Source organism: Nitrincola salilacus, from assembly GCF_046271865.1.
Classification (GTDB): Bacteria; Pseudomonadota; Gammaproteobacteria; order Pseudomonadales; family Balneatricaceae; genus Nitrincola; species Nitrincola salilacus.
In genome coordinates this window covers 2,419,589-2,435,185 of sequence record NZ_CP176580.1, presented here as the reverse complement: position 1 = coordinate 2,435,185, position 15,597 = coordinate 2,419,589, and the positions used below count along the sequence as shown (strand labels likewise).

The window sequence follows — 15,597 nt, the reverse complement described above, 5'->3', positions numbered from 1 at the left end:
CTGACTTAACTCGAAATAATAGTTCGACATAATTCGGCTTAATCCGACAACAGGAAATAATCATGGCTAAAAAGCCCTTTGCATCATCCGCCGATCTCGGCGACAAAAAAGAGATCCTCGAAGTTCTTGGCGACGGCATCTTCGCACTGACTGCTGAAGGCGACCCCAATGTCGGCGCAATCGAAGCGGAAGACTTCATCATCGCGTTTGAAGCGCGCGCCACGCCCAAAGCCGCAAACGACTGGCTGGAGATGCTGCGCGAACATACCGATAAACCGGTCAAATATCTGGTGCTGTCGCACTATCATGCGGTGCGTGTGCTGGGTGCATCTGCCTTCAAGGCTGAAAGCATCATCGCGCATGAAAAAACCAAGTTCCTGATCGACGAACGTGGAAATGAAGACTGGGCCAGCGAGTATGGCCGCATGCCACGCCTGTTCCGTGAGCCTGATGGTATTCCTGGCCTGACTCATCCGGATATCGTGTTCAGCGATCGTCTCGAAATCCCTCTGGGTGGCGATCGCGGCAGCCTGATTCTGGAGTACTGTGGTCGTGGTCACACCGCCGGTGATATCGTTGCCTGGTTACCAAAACAGAAAGTCCTCTTTGCAGGCGATCTGGTTGAAGCGGCAGCCGCACTCTACACCGGTGATGCTTTCCACTTCGATTGGGCCAGCAAAACACTGGACAAGGTCAAATCCTACGAAGCAGAAGTGCTGGTGGGTGGCCGTGGTGCAGTGGCCCGTGGTCGTGCCGAAGTGGATGCAGCCATCGAACAGACCCGTGGATTCCTCACCGGTATGATCGAAAAAGTGGGTGAAGTACACAAGCGCGGTGGCACACTGAAGGAAGCCTTCGAGCAGACTCACGAGCACCTGGCACCCAAGTTCGGCATGTGGCCGATCTTCGAACACTGCCTGCCATTCGATGTGCAGCGCCTGTGGGACGAATTCGACGACATCGACTGGCCACGCATCTGGACAGCGGAGCGTGATCAGGAAGTCTGGGATAAGCTGCAGGATTAATTCTGCCTGGAGCTGGTTGGTGCTGCTCTGATAGTCACGCAGCACCGCCAGCTAGGTCCTATTTATCTGGCAACAAGCATAGCCTGGCTGAGCGAGAGCTATCGATAGTAAAGCTGGCGCTGATCCACTCGAAGGCTAACTGTCTCACCGTGTGTTCTGGCAAGAACGATATGGTGCTTGCATCACGGAACTTAGTTCAGCAGGAATACGCAGTTTCAGGTAACGCGCAGGATCATGAGCTTTACCCACTGCCAATCCGTGTTGTAGTGCTCCTAAATTTTGTCGATTATCAGGTGGGGGCTCGTCGCCAATATAAAGATACACTATCGGATTTTTTCTAAAAGTTGTTCCGAGTTCGATTGCCTGTATGCCTGTGCTGGTAAGGTTTGTACGATAGCGATGTAAATAGGAGGACATCAGCTCATCACCATCCTGTATGACATAGCGGAAGTTGAATTCATCATTGCTGACATCAAAGGGGATATTCCCATGTTGAAAATAACGAAAACCACTTCGAACCAAGTATTCCATGACGCTATGAGTCCCTTCATCCTTGGGGAATTGCAAATTCGCACTGGGCTCTAAGTAAAGTTGTAACTGCATCTTTGGACTATCAGGTACATAAACCAGTTCAGTCCAGTAGGCTCTGACTGCCATCAAGCCCGGATCCAGCTCTATGGCGTTTGCAGGTTCCAGCGAGAACACCTTGGCAAATTCAGCGTTATAAACCAGTCCGTCGTTAAACTCCTGGCAAACTGTTGTCGCAGTTTCTATCTCGGTATCAGAGACAGGTGGGGCAGTATTGGCCTGAGACTCAAGGCTTGAATCCTGGCAGGCACTGAGCAGAAGCCCAAGGCTGCACATGAGTAAAGCGCGCATAGGGCTTATGACCATTCGATCGGCTCCTGATAAATGGGGTCTCGCTCAAGTACCTTAACAAGATTACTAATGCTATGAGCACAAAGGGCTGTGCTGGTTTTCTGCCGTAATAACATTGTGCCGCTCTGTCGAAAGTACGTTGAACGCTTAAAGTCTGGATAGTGATAACGTACATTCTCTTGAGCCGCTGCATGGCATTCCAAGTCAGGGACGGTCAGGAGTCGTTGTATGGTAGGTATGCCAAAGTGCGATATGGGATCGTTTTCTGTTTGAACATGAAGGGCTTTTCGATGAGTATTGTAGTAGGCGTCAAGGCCATTCATGACTCGATCTCGCGCATAGAATACGGAACCTTTACCCCAGAGGTAGCGTGCGCTTCGAGTTACACCCGGGGCATTGAACGTCACGGTGGAAATATTACGCACCCCACGACGCCATTTGTCCACAGAGCACAGGGCCGCTAAACCACCTCCTAGGGAATGGCCTGTGATGTACAAATCTGTTTGAGGTCCAACTTTTTCACTGGCGTCCCTTAATGCAGCCAGAGCATCAGGGTATTGCCGTACCATGCGACCCCTAACGAAGTTGATATTGCTGACCATGTCATGATCTAGGAGACCATCTGTTCCACGAAAGGCCAGAATGGCTTCGTCACCTGTAGAGGTTTCGCGGAAAAATAACACACCGGAAAAGCCGCTTGCCTTGGGGTTATAACGCACCTCACGTATCCAGCCAGCAAGATTCGGATCATTGCTATAACTGGCTTCACAGCTTTTGGCGAGGTCTAAAATACTTGGCATCGTGCTCTCCCTGTTCCTTGATTGCCTGATCCGCATTACTTCCTTGCGGGATGTAAAATTACATTTAAATAAATGGTTTTATGAATAACGTCTACTGACAGATTTAGCTACATTGCTTGCAAGCACTTAACGACTGCATCAGGCCAGCAACTACCAGAGTAATCAAACCCTCACCGGCTCGCCGTTGCACCTTGGCAGGAGCGATAAGGTGATTTCATGATAGGGCTGAGCTCAGATGGGATGTGTAGTTTCAGGAACTCGTCAGGATCGTATTCTTTGTCTTGAGACAAGCGGTTGAACATATCTGACTCCTGACTTCCATCAACAGGCGACTCACCGATATACAGATAAACCACTGGGTTATTGATAAACGTAGTCCCAAGCTCAATCGCTTGAATGCCACTACGTGTGAGATTAGTGCGATAGCGATAGAGAGGGGCCGACATAACTCCAGTGTCGTCTTCAATAACATAGCGATGATTAAATTCATCATTGCTCCTCTCAAAAGGCACAGCTCCATGTGGAAAATAGCGAAAGCCACTACGCACAAGAAACTCTATGCGATTGCCTGTCCCTTCATCTTTCGGGAACTGAAGGTTTACTTCTGGCTCTAGATACAACTGTATTTGCATTTTCGGAGAGTCAGGCTGATAAACCAGCTCAGTCCAATATATTCTGACCGCCATCAAGCCCGGATCCAGCTCTATGGCATTTGCAGGCTCCAACGAAAACACCTTGGCAAATTCAGCGTTATAAACCAGTCCGTCGTTAAACTCTTGGCAAACTGTTGTGGCAGTTTCTCGCTTTGTATCAGAGGCTGTCGAGGCAGGGGAATCAAGGCTTGAGTCCTGGCATGCGCTGAGCAGGAGTCCAAGGCTGCAAATCAATAAAGTACGTATTGGGCTTATAGCAATTGGCATCTTATTTCCTTATTCCATGATGCTATTCTCTGCGATACACCCTTGCAGAGCAGCGCAATAAACTAAAACAAACGTTTATGATTGTAAAGTCGGGATGCTGGCATACTTTACCGTCCATGCCATGTCCAAGGTCCGGTCAAAGCATCCCAAACCTTTCCCGGTAATCCTGAGGTGATACCCCAATATGGCGCATGAAACAGCGTCGCATCCCCTCATATCCGGAAAAGCCACAGCGGCGTGAAATGCTGGCGATACTTTGCTTCGTGGTCGTCAGCAGCCGCTGTGCCTCTTCAAGTCTGAACCGCTCAACGGCGCGCGCAGGAGATAGCCCCGTTATCTCCTTATACTTGCGGTAGAAGTTTCGTGGGCTCATGCTGACCTGTTCAGCCAGCAATTCAATGCTGAGATCCTCTGCAAGATGCTCGATAATCCAGGCGTGTAATGTATCGAAACGACCAAGGCCATCATTTATCTGGCTCTTGAGCAGATTGCTGAACTGTGCCTGCCCGCCGGGTCGTTTAACAAAAATCACCAGCGATTGAGCCAATTGCATTGCAGCAGTATGACCAAGATCCTCTTCAACCATAGCCAGTGCCAGATCTATCCCCGCTGATACACCTGCTGAAGACCAGATATGCCCATCCCTGACATAGATTGGGGCGGCATCGACTTGCACCAGCGGGTAGCTCTGCTGCAGTTGCTCACACCAACGCCAGTGAGTTACGGCGCGCCGGTGGTCCAGAATACCAGCCGCCGCCATAATAAATGCGCCCATGCAGACAGAGCCCACGCGCCTTACCTGCTGGCTTTGGGTTGCAATCCAGTCGGTGAGTCGCTTATCGGTTGCCGCTGCCAGTGCACTGCGGCCACCGGCAATCAGCAAGGTATCGATCGGGCAGGATGCGGCTTGCTCCAGTGTTACCGTATCAAAAGTCACACCGGTATCTGTTGCGACTCTTCCACCTTCAACAGAGGCGAAAATCGGTTCATAACAGGGTGTATCACTATTATCGGATCGCGCCTGATGAAATACCTGAAGCGGTCCTGCAATATCCAGCAGCACAGCTTCCGGAAACAGAATAAACACGAGTCGTCTGGGTGACTCGCTGGTGTTTGTTGGTTTGGCAGTATTAGTGGACATCTTGTCATTTATGCCATGACTGTTCGGATTAAGCTAGCGGAAATGATCAAGTAACACATGAGGTGCACGCGATGATTCTGAAACTTGAAAACTGCATCAACAGCCACTGTCCCTGGTCGGGTAATCCTGTCAGCGCTGAGGCATTAGCCCTGTATCGTGGAATGACTGTCGGATTCTGTAATCCTGGGTGTCGGGATAAGTTTATTGAGTCCACCAGCCTGTTTGATGAAATGCTGAAAAGTCTGGAAACTACAAAGCGAGGCAAGGAATGAAAATTATCCGGTCTCATGAATTCACAGCTCCACACGCCTGGGGTGCAATGGATATCTGTTTGATTGAGGGAGCCTCTGTACGACTGCACTGGACAGATCAGCCCTATCGCTGGCATATCAATGATGGTGAAGAGGTATTTGCAGTGATGGATGGCAAGGTAGAGATGCGCTTTCGACAGCAAGGGAAGGAATGCGCTGTTGTGTTGAACACCGGCGATATTTTCTTTGCATCTTCAGGTACCGAGCACGTTGCGCATCCAATGGGTGAGGCCAGAGTACTTGTGGTTGAAAAAGAGGGGAGTGTCTGATGTCGACATCAGTCAAGACAGGTGCTTTGCGTTTTCTCTATGCATATAGTTGCATAGCTAACTACGTGGAGCTACACTGTTGCTATGTTTGAATATTGCCTCTACTTCAATACAACAGCGCTGGCTCGCCAACTGGAGAGAGAGTGGGCTGATGCCTTTGCGCCTTTTGGGTTAACACCGCCCCAAGCATTTATGCTTCGGACTGTGTTGGATAGACCTGGGTTGCTTCAGCGTGAAATTGCTGAATCCATGGCCATATCACGCCCCACTGCAACACGTGCACTAGATGCTCTTGCTGCGAAAGGCTTTATTCAGCGCATAAGTTCCAAACACGATGGCCGTGAGCAAACGGTCCAGCCGACAGCGGTTGCGGTCGAAATTCATGGGGCGCTCAATGAAGCTAGCGGGGTTGTGACGACAAGAATTAAGAACGCCATCGGACAAGAAGTTTTTACTGATACGGTGACCAAGGTTCGTGGTGTTCGCTCCGCCTTAAAGTGAGTGTTTTTTTATCTATATAGTTGCAAAGCTAACTAAAGGAAATCAACTATGCCGATTCTCAACGTCAAAGTGAGTGCGAAAAAATCTCCGGAAATGACAAGATCTATTTCCGGCCTCTTAATGGATCTCACAAAGAGCATCCTCAAGAAAGGACCGGAAGTAACGTCAATTGTAATCGACTACGTTGACCCTGAAGACTGGATCATTGGTGGAAAATCTCTATCAGAACTCGGCAAAAACAGTGTCTACTTTGATATCAAAATCACAGATGAGACAAACACCAAAGCTGAGAAAATCGAGTATATCCATGCCGCATATGATGGGTTCAGGAAATTGCTCGGAGATCTGCATGAGGTCAGCTATGTTTACGTTCAAGACGTACGGGCTACTGCATACGGATACGGAGGTAAGACTCAAGAGTACCGATATCATTTATAAAAGTCGGTACCAGTAGCCTGTCGGACTTAATCAAATAGCATCCTCGTGAGGTAATCAACGATGACTCATTCAGGAAGAGGAAGTCACACCCTTTTGATTTGAAATCAGCACCTCCAGCGGTTGTGGCTTCGATATCAGGTAGCCCTGAATGAAGTCACAGCCAACACTTCGGATCAGGTCGGACTGCTCGATTGTCTCGACACCTTCCGCTACCACCTGAATACCCAGCTTATGCGCCATCAGCACCATTGCTTCACACAGTGCCAGTGCATCAGAGTGCGGACTGAGGTTACTGATAAAGCGGCGATCTATCTTCAGATAGTCAATGTCATATCGATGGATATAGGCAAGCGATGAATAGCCCGTACCGAAGTCGTCCAATGCCACCTGAACGCCACGCTCCTGAAACACCACCAGCTTTTTGATGGTTTCGCTATTGGGATCCAGCATGACCCCCTCTGTGATCTCGACAATAATGTCACTGCACAACAAGCCTTGCGCATCGAGGTTGTGAACCCAGTCGGTCAGTTGCGTTTTCTCATGAGCAAACTGTATCGGTGAAACGTTGATACTTACCTGGAGTGCCGCGCCGTATTTCTGCTTCAGAGCGGGGAGATCCTGACACACCTGATCAAATACTTTTTGTCCGATGGGTATTATCAGCCCACACTCTTCAGCAAGTGGAATGAATTCAGCGGGGCTGATCAGCCCTTTTTCAGGATGCTGCCACCTTATCAGCGCTTCTGCTTTCGTGATCCGATGCGATGCACAATCGAGTATCGGCTGGTAGTACACGACCAGTTCGGTATCCATGGCGTCTCGTAGATCGCTGATCAACTCTTGCTTGTGCAGAATATTTTGCTGCATTGCCGGGTCGAAATATCTGAGCCTGTTTCGGCCATCATGCTTGGCCGCAAACATCGCCTGATCTGCGGATTTGAGCATTTCTTCCACAGTTCTTCCATCAGCAGGGTAGAGGGCAACCCCGATACTCGTAGTGATGAAAAGGCGATGTTCATCTACCTGAATCGGTTCTGCCAGCTGTTCAAGTATCTGCTCACAGAGCTCATTGATTCGGTTCGCGTCGTGGAAATCAGTGAGAACAATGGTGAATTCATCACCACCAAGTCTGGCCAGCAGGTTCGGTTCCTTGATCACGCCTTTCAGTCTACCCGCCACCTCGCGAAGCAGTTTGTCACCGGCCTCATGACCAAGGGTGTCATTAATATCCTTGAAATTATCCAGATCAAGCAGCAATAGGCTGAGTTGTTGATCCTTCTGTTTTGCATGATCGAGAGTCTGGGATAGCTGATAGTTGAGCATATAGCGGTTCGGCAGGGCGGTCAGCGAATCGATATTGGCCTGGATCCATATTTGCCGCTCGGCTTCCAGTCGCGTTTCTGCCATCTGCTCAAAATGCCGTTTTAATTGCACCAGTTCGATAACGCCTTCATTGGCTTTATTGGGCTCGAAAATACCGCGCTGTAGCTTGCGGCTGGCTTCAGTGAGCGCAGCAATCGGCTCCAGCACTCCATTCTTAAGCAATCGGGAGCTGATCAGGTAGATACCCAGCATGACCAGTGAAAACAGGAACAGCGAGAAATAAAAGCGATGATTGATCCTTTGCAGCACGGTATCAGTCGGTACACCGATGGTAACAACGAAAAACTCCTCATCGTTATTGTGCAGTAGTGGAATGGAATACTTCATCCGCCTGATGCCGTCCACACCGATCAGTTGCTCTGCCTGGGAGTGGCCATTGATATCCGTAACTGTTTTACCCAGCTCATCCGGGTTGGCGGGGTAGTTCGCTACCATTGTGCGTTGGCTATCAGTAATAAAAGCGGTGCTGGATTCAGGCAGATTGCTGGATTCAAGGTAGTGAGTCCACCAAGCCAGCGAAACAACTGCAACAGCGACCCCACGTACCTCGTCAGTTGTTGCGTCGGTGACCGGATAGCCGAAATTGATACTGGTTGTGTTGGCGGCGCGATCATGCTGAAAAGTACCGATAGAGAAACGTCTGTTGGTCAGCGCATCCTGATAATAGGGGCGATCAAATACATTGATATGACGATTCAACGGATGTGCGTTGCATAGCAGATCACCGTTGGCGAGAGGTACGCCAAGATTCACGAACTGTGTATTGAGTTTGAGTATCTTTGCCAGAAACTCACCACAGGCAGGTGCAGCCGGGTCCTGGACTTCAGGTAACTGAGCGAGATAAGTCAGGTAGGCTTCGGTGTCGGTGAGAATCCTGCGCTGCAAAGCAGCCAGTTCATTGGCTGTTACCTCGACCTGGTGCTCAAGGTTTAATAGCGCTTGCTGCCGGTTTTCCAGCATGTCGACGGAGATGGCCAGAAAACCGGGTAGGGTTATCAGGCCAACCAACAGCGAGAGGCGATTCCGTAATGACCTGATCAATGCCTCAGACCCTCAGGTTAATTAGTACTAATATGGCAGATAACTGCCGGAGGCACACTGAAGCATGTATGCAATTTTGCTATTTGTTTATATCAACAACAACTAAAAGGTTATGTCTCATTCGGAAGCTTGTCAACTGAAACAGCCGTAGATAAAGAATTTCTAATATGATAAAGGTAAGCTGGATCAATAAATAATAAAAGGATATAGCATGACCTCTGCCACTGCTTTGGGAGACACACAGCTTTTACGCATGGATGAGAAAGGCGTAGCCTGGCTGACCCTCAATCGACCTAAGGCCCGCAACAGCCTGTCACTTGATTTGATCGCGACCCTCCAGGCCGAGCTGGACCAGATAGCAGCAACGCCTTCCATCCGCGTGGTTGTCTTATCAGCCAATGGCCCGGTGTTCTGTGCCGGACATGATCTTAAAGAGGTCTCATGTGCTGATCAGGTCTTCCATCAGATGCTGTTCAACCGTTGCAGTGAGTTGATGCTGAGTATTCGGCGCTTGCCGCAGCCAGTGATTGCCTGTGTTCAAAGCCTGGCAACGGCTGCTGGTTGTCAGTTGGTGGCGAGCTGCGATCTTGCGGTGGCAGCTCGCTCAGCCCGCTTCGCGACCCCGGGTGTTCATATCGGCCTGTTCTGTTCTACACCAATGGTGGCGCTGACACGTAATGTGCAACCCAAGCAGGCAATGCAACTGTTGCTGACGGGTGATCCTATCGACGCGAATACTGCGCTCGCTTATGGACTGGTCAGTCAGGTGGTGGAGGATGATGCGCTACAGGAGGAGACCTGGGCACTGGCCAATAAAATTGCAGCCAAATCGGGTAACACACTACGTATCGGCAAAGAGGCTTTTTATCAGCAACTGGAGATGAGTGAGCCGGATGCCTATGCGCTGACCAGCGAGGTGATGGCAAAGAATCTGCAGATTGACGATGCCAAAGAGGGGATCGCTGCTTTTATCGAGAAGCGTCACCCGGTTTGGGAGCAGGATAAAGAGTAGCTAATCAAAGCTGTCTGACTGCTATCTGTCTGGCAACTGAGCGATTAGATGCCAGTTTATGTTGGCAGGTTTTCGGTAGCACAGGCAGAGCATGATATCGTCCAACTGCCGGTGCTCTGTCAGCAACTGAGTTGGCAAAGGCTCTGCCAGCACCTGAAGCAGGGGAGTGCCACTGAGTTTGCTGTAGGCCTCCCCGGCAGTCCAGGTCTGATAAAAGTCGACAAGTGATTTCGGTACTTCTTTGAATATTCCGAACTGTTTATAAAAATCAGAAAGATAGCGTCTTTTTTTCATCCTTTCTATATCCAGTCCGACCGCCTGATCTGCGCTGATGGCTCCTCCAATAACCACTCCAATAGCCACCCCAATAGCCACGCCGATGGCATTACCAGAGTGGCTGATCGACAGGGGATAATCCAGACCCGCCACACTAAGCTCAGGTGCAGTCCCGGTCGGGAGGGAGATGATGACGTCGTGGAAGGGTATCTGGCGTTGTGTGCACAGATAGGATCGTACCAACGCTCTGCCATAACAAAACTCATATTGCCGTTTGCTGCTGACTCCATCCAGATACTGCAGCTCATCAGGCATCAGCCAGTGACGCGGCAGGGGGCTGTCAGGTTCAATAACATGGTAGATGCACTCAATCACGCCAACTTACCCATGACATCGCCTGACATCTCCTGCTCACTCCTGAGACGCACCAAACTGTGCAAACACCTCGGCACCTGTCATGTTCTTCGTTGTATTGGCAAAGTCGTAATAGGCCGGTTTTTCATCAATGAATACCTGATGGTCAAACTGCCACTGCTCATTCGCAAACAACCCAGCCGGAATGGCATGGAAGCCGCCCCCCTTAAGACGATAAAAGAGGTGGGTGCCACAATCACGACAGAAGCCACGCTCGGCCCATTCTGATGAGTTGAATACCCCGATATGCGCTTCTCCGCCGAATTTAACATCATCTCCACATTCCAGTGCCATCAGTGGTCCACCACCCCATTTACGGCAGATGCTGCAGTGGCAGGCGCCAACGCTCTGGTTCTGAACAGTCGCTTCCAGACTGACGGCTCCACAAAGGCATTGCCCCTGTAAGGTCTGTTGTTCTGACATGGTTCACTCCTTGATTACTGATTGAGGAAGAATAAGTTGTAGTAGTCGTGTTGATTCAGAATTCTAGCAGCCGATGGAGATTTTCGCCTCAACTCCCGATCCTGCATTTAATTACTGAATATATCTCGCTACAATCAATCGCTTCCCGCCCGTATTCAGTCACAGGATGTTGATAATGTTTGAAGTGGTTGCGCTGACTATCTATCCCGTTAAATCCCTGCAGGGAATCTCATTGAACGACGCTCAGTTGGGTGTTCGTGGGCTGGCCCATGATCGTAACTGGATGATCGTGGATGATGAGGGTCATTTTGTTACTCAGCGCCAGATACCCAAGATGGCGACCATTCGAGTGGCACTATCGGATCAGTCACTGGTGTTGTCGAATCCTGATGCTGATGATCTCAAAGGGTTTGATGATCTCAAAGTCCCGCTGCAACTGGAGGCATCCGTTCAGCGCGATGTTGTGGTGTGGGGTGATCAGTGCAAAGCGCTGGATGCCGGTGATGAGGCATCCACCTGGCTGACGACGGTACTGGGTGAGTTCAAGGGGCAGAAGCTGCATCTGGTTCGCTTTGCCGATGATACCCGGAGGAACGTTGACCCCAACTATTTACAGGATGAAGAAGCCCATACAGCCTTTTCTGATGGTTTTCCTTTTTTGATTACCACTGAAGCGTCTCTTGATGCATTGAATCAACAGTTACGTGAGCGTGGTGCCAGCCCGGTGGGTATGGAGCGCTTTCGTCCCAGTATCGTGCTGCGTGATATTGATGGTGCAGGGCAACCCTTTGCGGAGGATGGTTGGAAGCAAGTGAGAGAGCAGAGCGGGGCATATGAACTGGGGATACGCAAACCCTGCCAGCGTTGCAAAATTACCACCGTCGATCAACAAACGGGGCAGATCTCAGAGCCTGCCGAGCCTTTGCGCACGCTGGCTGCGATGAATACCCAACCGACACTCAAAGGTGCATTCTTTGGGCAGAATGCCATTTTGTCATCAGGAGAGGGTGTAAGAATAGCAGTGGGTGACAGGCTGCTGGCCGAGTGAGTGGCGCGGCAGCCTGAGTTTCAACAGTGCATCAAGCCCGTGACAGGTACTTGCCGGTTTCGGTATTGATCTTCACCTTGTCGCCAGTTTCAAGGTACTCAGGCACCTGAAGCTCCAGACCTGTCGCGAACAGGGCAGGTTTGGTGCGGCTGGTAGCACTGGCAGACTTCATCGCCGGTACGGTTTCGATAATCTCCATCACCACCGTTGGTGGCAGGGCCAGAGCGATCATGTTGCCATCGACCAGCAGGGCCATCAGGCCATCCATACCATCACAGATGAATGGAATCTGATCTTCAATGGTTTCCTGATCGATGCCGTACTGGCTATAGTCCTCTGCATCCATAAAGGTCAGCAGATTGTCTTCACGGTACAGGTAGGAAACACGACGCCTTTCCAGCTGTATATCTTTGATGATGTCGTCACCAACATAGGTTTCTTCATGCTTGCGGCCGCCGGGAACCTGGCTGAAGCGCACTTTATACAGCGTTGCAGCACCACGTGCCGAGGGGCTTTTTACATCGACAGTCTGGGCTATATAGAGGTTGCCGTTGATCTCGACGACATGGCCGCGTTTGATTTCAGATGCCTTTGGCATGGTTTTCTTCTCAGAAAGTTGTCTTGTTGGCCGGCCGACTCTTATCCCGGGTGCATCGGATCGACACCTGTACAGTTGAGTAGGCTCTGGAGTCTGTTTGGCGACAGTCATAACTGCCGGTGGCGAATTGTATTCCACTCCGGGTTATGATTCGATCTCTGAATACAGATTTTTTTGAGGATTCTGAAACATGTCTGAGCAGCTTCTCTTACTGGGTGAGGGCAAGGTACTGCCCGAGTGGATCGATTACAACCAGCATATGAATGTGGCTTATTATGTACTGGCATTTGACCACGCCACTGACGCGCTGCTGGCTCATCTGGGGATGGATGCAGAGTATCCGACACGAGAGGGTGGATCATCCTTTGCGCTCGAGATGCATGTCACCTATGACCGTGAGTTGCAGTGCGATGAGCCCTATCTGATCTATACGCAACTGCTGGATGCTGACAGCAAGCGTCTGCACTTTTTCCATCAGATGATCCACGCCACTGAAGGCTGGCTGGCCGCTACGAATGAGGTGATCACCATGCACGTCGGCATGGCCGAGCGTCGAGCAGCGCCTTTCCCGCCAGGGGTTCAGCAGCAGGTTGATCAGTTACTGGCAGCACACCACAACCTACCACGACCCGACAAGGCGGGCAGGGTGATCGGCATCCGGCGCAAATCTGAATGATTCTGCTCATTAAAGGGAACTTAATCCATTATTTCGAGTAATAAGAGTTACGTGGCATTAACTTACGTATCATTAACTTAGCTGTCATTTATTTGCGTGCCATAAACAACAGGGAGAGACAATGAAAACGATCGGTTTGTTGGGCGGCATGAGCTGGGAATCTACCGTCAGTTACTATCAGGCAATCAACCAGGGCGTCAAACAGGCGCTGGGTGGCCTGCACTCAGCCAAAGTGGTGCTTCACAGCGTCGACTTTGCTGAGATCGAAGCCCTGCAGCATCGTGGTGAATGGGATGAAACAGGACGAATTCTGAGTGAAGCAGCACGCTCGGTTGAAGCGGGTGGCGCTGATTTTCTGCTGATCTGTACCAACACGATGCACAAGGTTGCCGATCAGATCCAGGCGGCTATCGATATCCCGATACTGCATATTGCCGATGCCACCGCCGAAGTACTCAGGCAGGATGGGATTCAGCGGGTTGGACTACTGGGCACACGCTTCACGATGGAGCAGCCCTTTTACCGCTCCCGACTGGAAGATCATTTCGGTATCGAGGTGCTGGTACCGGATGAGCCTGAACGTGATGATGTGCATCGCATCATCTACTCCGAATTGTGTCTGGGCAAGATCGAGTCCAGCTCACGCACACGTTATCTCGAGATTATCGCCTCACTTGAGCAACGCGGTGCGCAGGCCGTCATCCTCGGCTGTACCGAGATTGCATTACTGGTCAGCCCATCGGATACAACAACACCCCTGTATGACACCACCGCGATTCATGCGGCCCGGGCAGTCAGAGAGGCGCTGGCTTAAGTTTCAGCGTCTATTTGCATCATACATAAATGAATACTATAGTTTCCTTTAAGCGCTATAAGGAACATTATGGTATTCATTCTATGAAAAATCTGTCATCCCCATCTGAAATTGCATTGCAGCAGTTAGGCGAACATCTTCAGATTGCACGCAAGAGCCGGCGCTGGACGCAGGCAGAGGTTCAGGCTCGCACAGGGTTATCTCGCGTTACCATCCGCAGAATTGAACAGGGCTATCCAGGTGTGACGATGGGCAACCTGGCAACCCTGCTGGCACTCTACGGACGGGTGGAAGCGCTTGCTCATATCATCGAGCCGGAGCAGGACCTGCTCGCATTGAACTTTGATCTGCCACGTAGAATCCGGCAGAGCCGAAAAGAGTATGACAATGACTTCTGAGCATGACGAAATATTCAGCGCGTATGTATTCGTCGAGCTGCCCGATGAGGAGGAGTCTGTACTGGCAGGGCGGTTGATACTGGAATCGCGACGCAGCGTCTTCTTTTACGGTAAGTCATACCTGAACCGGCCGGATGCTTTTGCATTTGACCCTATCAACCTGCCGCTGGTTAATACGCCACAGATATTTGCCGGGCAGAATCAGATACCTGCCGTTCTGTTGGATGCAGGCCCTGATAACTGGGGCAAGCGTTTGATGTATACGCTGCACAAGCGCACGCCGCGCAATGCCGTTGAAGAGCTGCTGGCAACACGCGGAGCCGGTGTGGGCGCATTGAGCTTTTCGCTCTCTCGTACCCGACCCAAATCCACCCCTGAGTTCGAGTCTTTAAAGCATCTGCTGGCTTTGGATAAAGGGATCAGTGACCTGTTGGAAAGTAACCTTCTGACGCCAGAAGTTGTCCGGCTTTTTGAGCCGGGTTCATCCATGGGCGGAGCAAGGCCAAAGTCTGTTGTGCAGGATGAGATGGGAGCTTTATGGATTGCCAAGTTCAACAGGCCAGAAGATCTGTTTGATCAGGCGGCAGCCGAGCAGATGTGTTATCTGATGATGAGAGAGTGCGGTATCAATGCCTGCCATACCCGTCTGATCAGAGCCGGTGGAAGGCATGTGCTGCTGGTCCGGCGATTTGATCAAACCGCGGCAGGACGACGTTTACACTTTATCAGTGCGCACGCCCTGATGTACCAGCCACGAGTGCGGGTGGATGACGTACCTGTCCAGTACGCATACCCGCGTCTGGCCAGCCTGATTGACCAGATTGGTGATAGGGCAGAACAGGATAAAACCGAACTGTTCCGCAGAATGGTTTTTAATATCCTGGTGGGCAACTCGGATGATCATCTGCGCAATCATGGGCTGCTGAAGAACATATCTGATCATCATTACCGCCTGACACCTGCCTATGATGTTGTTCCTCAGCCTGGTCAGTTTCATCTTCAAGCGATAGGAGTGGGGCAGAAGGGGCGCGAAAGCTCACTTGAAAATGCGCTGTCTGCCTCTCAGCACTTTGGGCTTTCGACAATCCAGGCAGAAAGCATTATCAAAGAGATCGCCAAAGTGACACGCCAGTGGCGAGACTATGCCGAGCAGGCAGAGTTGTCTGAAGCGGACTGTCGGATATTGACGGAGGTGATGGAGCTGGATCGCACTACCAGATAAACAGAGGG

The 15,597-nt window shown here is 50.7% G+C and carries 19 protein-coding genes; 11 read left to right on the top strand and 8 right to left on the bottom strand.

Annotated features, from left to right (window positions below; genetic code table 11):
• The first annotated feature begins 62 nt into the window (after positions 1-62).
• Positions 63-1,025, top strand: a complete 963-nt coding sequence (locus tag ACK3CJ_RS11625; RefSeq protein WP_409522371.1) for an MBL fold metallo-hydrolase — start codon at positions 63-65, stop codon at positions 1,023-1,025.
• 144 nt (positions 1,026-1,169) lie between these two features.
• Here the strand turns inward: ACK3CJ_RS11625 and ACK3CJ_RS11620 are convergent, their stop codons facing one another.
• From ACK3CJ_RS11620 to ACK3CJ_RS11605, 4 genes are all read right to left on the bottom strand, one after another.
• Complete coding sequence (locus ACK3CJ_RS11620) at positions 1,170-1,919, bottom strand: hypothetical protein (RefSeq protein ID WP_409522370.1); 750 nt, start codon at positions 1,917-1,919, stop codon at positions 1,170-1,172.
• The gene (locus tag ACK3CJ_RS11615; RefSeq protein WP_409522369.1) at positions 1,910-2,704 is read right to left on the bottom strand and encodes a lipase family protein; all 795 of its coding nucleotides are present in this window, start codon (positions 2,702-2,704) and stop codon (positions 1,910-1,912) included. Before ACK3CJ_RS11615 ends, ACK3CJ_RS11620 begins: the two co-directional genes overlap by 10 nt.
• A gap of 170 nt (positions 2,705-2,874) precedes the next feature.
• Positions 2,875-3,624: a hypothetical protein gene (locus ACK3CJ_RS11610; protein ID WP_409522368.1), complete on the bottom strand. Its 750-nt coding sequence runs from the start codon at positions 3,622-3,624 to the stop codon at positions 2,875-2,877.
• A 136-nt stretch (positions 3,625-3,760) separates the two neighbouring features.
• The gene (locus ACK3CJ_RS11605; protein ID WP_409522367.1) at positions 3,761-4,765 is read right to left on the bottom strand and encodes a GlxA family transcriptional regulator; all 1,005 of its coding nucleotides are present in this window, start codon (positions 4,763-4,765) and stop codon (positions 3,761-3,763) included.
• Positions 4,766-4,836: 71 nt separating this feature from the next.
• Here ACK3CJ_RS11605 and ACK3CJ_RS11600 point away from each other — a divergent pair, with 71 nt between their 5' ends.
• From ACK3CJ_RS11600 to ACK3CJ_RS11585, 4 genes are all read left to right on the top strand, one after another.
• A complete protein-coding gene (locus tag ACK3CJ_RS11600) occupies positions 4,837-5,037 on the top strand; it encodes a glutathione S-transferase (RefSeq protein ID WP_409522366.1) in 201 nt (66 codons plus the stop codon).
• On the top strand, positions 5,034-5,345 hold the full coding sequence (locus ACK3CJ_RS11595) for a cupin domain-containing protein (protein WP_409522365.1): 312 nt from the start codon (positions 5,034-5,036) through the stop codon (positions 5,343-5,345). Before ACK3CJ_RS11600 ends, ACK3CJ_RS11595 begins: the two co-directional genes overlap by 4 nt.
• Before the next feature lie 84 nt (positions 5,346-5,429).
• The gene (locus tag ACK3CJ_RS11590) at positions 5,430-5,846 is read left to right on the top strand and encodes a MarR family winged helix-turn-helix transcriptional regulator (RefSeq protein ID WP_409522364.1); all 417 of its coding nucleotides are present in this window, start codon (positions 5,430-5,432) and stop codon (positions 5,844-5,846) included.
• Positions 5,847-5,894: 48 nt separating this feature from the next.
• Positions 5,895-6,284, top strand: coding sequence for a tautomerase family protein (locus ACK3CJ_RS11585; RefSeq protein ID WP_409522363.1), 390 nt, complete (start codon positions 5,895-5,897; stop codon positions 6,282-6,284).
• 69 nt (positions 6,285-6,353) lie between these two features.
• On the opposite strand, the gene ACK3CJ_RS11580 is transcribed toward ACK3CJ_RS11585, so the two are convergent.
• Entirely contained in the window at positions 6,354-8,708 is a 2,355-nt protein-coding gene (locus ACK3CJ_RS11580; protein ID WP_409522362.1) for a bifunctional diguanylate cyclase/phosphodiesterase, read from the bottom strand.
• Positions 8,709-8,919: 211 nt separating this feature from the next.
• Here ACK3CJ_RS11580 and ACK3CJ_RS11575 point away from each other — a divergent pair, with 211 nt between their 5' ends.
• Positions 8,920-9,720, top strand: a complete 801-nt coding sequence (locus tag ACK3CJ_RS11575) for an enoyl-CoA hydratase (protein WP_409522361.1) — start codon at positions 8,920-8,922, stop codon at positions 9,718-9,720.
• 21 nt (positions 9,721-9,741) lie between these two features.
• On the opposite strand, the gene ACK3CJ_RS11570 is transcribed toward ACK3CJ_RS11575, so the two are convergent.
• A complete protein-coding gene (locus ACK3CJ_RS11570; RefSeq protein WP_409522360.1) occupies positions 9,742-10,371 on the bottom strand; it encodes a 4'-phosphopantetheinyl transferase family protein in 630 nt (209 codons plus the stop codon).
• Positions 10,372-10,407: 36 nt separating this feature from the next.
• On the bottom strand, positions 10,408-10,833 hold the full coding sequence (locus ACK3CJ_RS11565) for a GFA family protein (protein WP_409522359.1): 426 nt from the start codon (positions 10,831-10,833) through the stop codon (positions 10,408-10,410).
• Positions 10,834-11,008: 175 nt separating this feature from the next.
• On the opposite strand from ACK3CJ_RS11565, the gene ACK3CJ_RS11560 reads away from it, so the two are divergent.
• Positions 11,009-11,881: an MOSC domain-containing protein gene (locus ACK3CJ_RS11560; RefSeq protein WP_409522358.1), complete on the top strand. Its 873-nt coding sequence runs from the start codon at positions 11,009-11,011 to the stop codon at positions 11,879-11,881.
• Between the two features lie 31 nt (positions 11,882-11,912).
• On the opposite strand, the gene yeiP is transcribed toward ACK3CJ_RS11560, so the two are convergent.
• Positions 11,913-12,479 carry an elongation factor P-like protein EfpL gene (yeiP, locus tag ACK3CJ_RS11555; RefSeq protein WP_409522357.1) on the bottom strand — a complete coding sequence of 189 codons (567 nt, stop codon included), beginning with the start codon at positions 12,477-12,479 and terminating at the stop codon, positions 11,913-11,915.
• Between the two features lie 190 nt (positions 12,480-12,669).
• Here yeiP and ACK3CJ_RS11550 point away from each other — a divergent pair, with 190 nt between their 5' ends.
• The 4 genes from ACK3CJ_RS11550 (at position 12,670) to ACK3CJ_RS11535 (ending at position 15,589) form a co-directional block, all read left to right on the top strand.
• Positions 12,670-13,155, top strand: a complete 486-nt coding sequence (locus tag ACK3CJ_RS11550; RefSeq protein ID WP_409522356.1) for a thioesterase family protein — start codon at positions 12,670-12,672, stop codon at positions 13,153-13,155.
• 121 nt (positions 13,156-13,276) lie between these two features.
• A complete protein-coding gene (locus tag ACK3CJ_RS11545) occupies positions 13,277-13,969 on the top strand; it encodes an aspartate/glutamate racemase family protein (protein WP_409522355.1) in 693 nt (230 codons plus the stop codon).
• 83 nt (positions 13,970-14,052) lie between these two features.
• On the top strand, positions 14,053-14,367 hold the full coding sequence (locus ACK3CJ_RS11540) for a helix-turn-helix domain-containing protein (protein WP_409522354.1): 315 nt from the start codon (positions 14,053-14,055) through the stop codon (positions 14,365-14,367).
• Positions 14,357-15,589 (top strand): type II toxin-antitoxin system HipA family toxin, encoded by a 1,233-nt coding sequence (locus ACK3CJ_RS11535; protein WP_409522353.1) that lies wholly within the window; start codon positions 14,357-14,359, stop codon positions 15,587-15,589. Before ACK3CJ_RS11540 ends, ACK3CJ_RS11535 begins: the two co-directional genes overlap by 11 nt.
• Positions 15,590-15,597: the final 8 nt, after the last annotated feature.

Bases quoted from the DNA above. Each gene is read 5' to 3' on its own strand.
- ACK3CJ_RS11625 (WP_409522371.1), top strand. From the start codon at position 63: ATGGCTAAAAAGCCCTTTGCATCATCCGCCGATCTCGGCGACAAAAAA.
- ACK3CJ_RS11620 (WP_409522370.1), bottom strand. From the start codon at position 1,919: ATGGTCATAAGCCCTATGCGCGCTTTACTCATGTGCAGCCTTGGGCTT.
- ACK3CJ_RS11615 (WP_409522369.1), bottom strand. From the start codon at position 2,704: ATGCCAAGTATTTTAGACCTCGCCAAAAGCTGTGAAGCCAGTTATAGC.
- ACK3CJ_RS11610 (WP_409522368.1), bottom strand. From the start codon at position 3,624: ATGCCAATTGCTATAAGCCCAATACGTACTTTATTGATTTGCAGCCTT.
- ACK3CJ_RS11605 (WP_409522367.1), bottom strand. From the start codon at position 4,765: ATGTCCACTAATACTGCCAAACCAACAAACACCAGCGAGTCACCCAGA.
- ACK3CJ_RS11600 (WP_409522366.1), top strand. From the start codon at position 4,837: ATGATTCTGAAACTTGAAAACTGCATCAACAGCCACTGTCCCTGGTCG.
- ACK3CJ_RS11595 (WP_409522365.1), top strand. From the start codon at position 5,034: ATGAAAATTATCCGGTCTCATGAATTCACAGCTCCACACGCCTGGGGT.
- ACK3CJ_RS11590 (WP_409522364.1), top strand. From the start codon at position 5,430: ATGTTTGAATATTGCCTCTACTTCAATACAACAGCGCTGGCTCGCCAA.
- ACK3CJ_RS11585 (WP_409522363.1), top strand. From the start codon at position 5,895: ATGCCGATTCTCAACGTCAAAGTGAGTGCGAAAAAATCTCCGGAAATG.
- ACK3CJ_RS11575 (WP_409522361.1), top strand. From the start codon at position 8,920: ATGACCTCTGCCACTGCTTTGGGAGACACACAGCTTTTACGCATGGAT.
- ACK3CJ_RS11565 (WP_409522359.1), bottom strand. From the start codon at position 10,833: ATGTCAGAACAACAGACCTTACAGGGGCAATGCCTTTGTGGAGCCGTC.
- ACK3CJ_RS11560 (WP_409522358.1), top strand. From the start codon at position 11,009: ATGTTTGAAGTGGTTGCGCTGACTATCTATCCCGTTAAATCCCTGCAG.
- yeiP (WP_409522357.1), bottom strand. From the start codon at position 12,479: ATGCCAAAGGCATCTGAAATCAAACGCGGCCATGTCGTCGAGATCAAC.
- ACK3CJ_RS11550 (WP_409522356.1), top strand. From the start codon at position 12,670: ATGTCTGAGCAGCTTCTCTTACTGGGTGAGGGCAAGGTACTGCCCGAG.
- ACK3CJ_RS11545 (WP_409522355.1), top strand. From the start codon at position 13,277: ATGAAAACGATCGGTTTGTTGGGCGGCATGAGCTGGGAATCTACCGTC.
- ACK3CJ_RS11540 (WP_409522354.1), top strand. From the start codon at position 14,053: ATGAAAAATCTGTCATCCCCATCTGAAATTGCATTGCAGCAGTTAGGC.
- ACK3CJ_RS11535 (WP_409522353.1), top strand. From the start codon at position 14,357: ATGACTTCTGAGCATGACGAAATATTCAGCGCGTATGTATTCGTCGAG.